The organism is Roseovarius marisflavi, assembly GCF_900142625.1.
Lineage (GTDB): Bacteria > Pseudomonadota > Alphaproteobacteria > Rhodobacterales > Rhodobacteraceae > Roseovarius > Roseovarius marisflavi.
Genome location: NZ_FRBN01000072.1, coordinates 1 through 1,848, shown reverse-complemented (window position 1 = coordinate 1,848; position 1,848 = coordinate 1). Strand labels below are relative to the sequence as shown.

Here is a 1,848-nt window from a genome sequence, read left to right as displayed (position 1 = left end):
TTGCATTGGGTGGCTCCTCCTATACGCAGATATGGACATCTGCAGTATGGCGCATTGCGACGCCGATTGGAGCAGGAGCCATCCACCCCATCAGCACTACATCCGGCTTTGCCGTTGCGGTCAAGCATAGCACCGGAGCCGGTTCGCAGCCTGAGCTTTCCTTAATAAACCGGGAAACGTAGCGATAGTCGGGTCGGAAATCGTGCCCCCATTTGGACACGCAGTGCGCCTCGTCCAGCACCCACAGCCCCACTTCGCGCTGTGCCAGAACGGACCGAACTGTTGTGCTGCGCAGTTGCTCTGGCGCAATCAACAGGATCGCAGCTTCCCCAAGCCGCACCTTGTCGAGCGCATCCTGACGCTCGGGCAAAGACAACAGCCCGTTAATCGTAACCGCCGAGGAAATTCCGGCCCGCACCAAGCCCTGAACCTGATCCGCCATCAGCGCCACAAGCGGCGATATAACAACGGTCAAGGCCCCGGTCTTGTCGAACCGGGACAGCGCGGGGATCTGATAGCAGATGGATTTGCCCGTGCCCGTCGGCAGGATGCCCAACAGGTGGTCGCCTTCCATGGCCGCCGCCACGATCTTTTCCTGAAGCGGGCGTCCGTTTTCGTCGACCGGTTCCGGGCGGAAACTTGGAAAGCCGAACCAGCGTTCGAGTGCACGGGTGGGATCGTTGTGCTCCGCGCAATAGGCACAGTGCGGATCACGACAATTCGTGTCCCTTAGGTCTTTGACGAGCCGTGCTGCGTCACGGAACTGCGCCCGCACCCAGGGCGGCATGACAGAATCCCCACCAGCGACCGAAATCCAGGCAAGGGCATATGCCATCGGCCAGCCAAGCCCAGTGTCGGGAAGCTGCTCGAGCACAGCGTCCACCTGCGCGCCGCAGGCCGCCTCGTTTAGCATCATCTGAATGGCCCGGTGCGCTTCCGCGTCAGTCGGGATGGACGCCCCGCGCACGTCGCTGAACAACCGATCAAAGCCGTCGCTACCGGGTCCCCGGCAGCAAAGCCAGTGATAGGCCATCATCGTCTCCGGCGACAACATGTTCAGCGATACGAAGGCGTCGATCTGGTTGCGAAGGACCTCGAACACAAGACGCGCGTCGAACTCTGGGTCGTTGACATGACCACTTTGAAGCCGCCCATCGCGGTAGTGTTTGATCAGATGATGATAGGGATTGCGCGGGAACGCCAAGGGATTGAGCCACAGCGTGTCAATCGGGCCATCCGCAAGCTTTGCAAAGCGCGGCGAGACCGCCATGAGATGCGGCAGGTCATGGCGCAGAATATTGTGCCCAATGACATGTGCGAAACCGGCGCAAAACAGGTCGAGTTTTTCAAGCGCGGCCTTAGGGGCACCGTGCCGATGAACAATCCCCTCTCCATCGCCTTCCGGCACGGCGGCAAAGGCGAATATCCGGGCTTCTTTGGGATCGACTTCCAGATCAATCGACAGACAGCGCGACAAGATTTCGGAATGGCCCCGCGGTATTTGAATACCGATATTACCCGCCGGGTCAGCCTCTGATTTTTCAGGTTGCTGTGGCCGGGCGCGGGCAAGGGCTTTCGCTATGCCTCGAGAAATTATGTTTTTCATACTGGCAGGTTAGTATTCATTTCCAAGGAGCGGAACCATCGGTAGCCATTTGATCAAAGATATTCTCTCGATGCCATGCCAGATTTGCCAGGTGGGGCCAGCTTCTCTCGTCTCAAAGCCTCGGCTACCCCGAGGCCCGTTGTGCGAGTCCGAGCGCCTTGATCGGGGCAAAAAACTCCGACATCATTCAATGGCAGTCGTTTTTCCTGAGGAATATCGGCTATTGTTGCGTGAACCCAAGG

General features: G+C 58.8%; 1 protein-coding gene and 1 pseudogene. One reads left to right on the top strand and one right to left on the bottom strand.

Annotation, left to right across the window (positions count from 1 at the left end; genetic code table 11):
- Positions 1-94 precede the first annotated feature (94 nt).
- Positions 95-1,384 (bottom strand): annotated as a pseudogene (locus BUB78_RS19950) (DEAD/DEAH box helicase); the annotation flags it as partial.
- Here BUB78_RS19950 and BUB78_RS21350 point away from each other — a divergent pair.
- Complete coding sequence (locus BUB78_RS21350; protein ID WP_245813609.1) at positions 1,274-1,537, top strand: hypothetical protein; 264 nt, start codon at positions 1,274-1,276, stop codon at positions 1,535-1,537. The pseudogene BUB78_RS19950 and the gene BUB78_RS21350 overlap by 111 nt on opposite strands.
- Positions 1,538-1,848 lie beyond the last annotated feature (311 nt).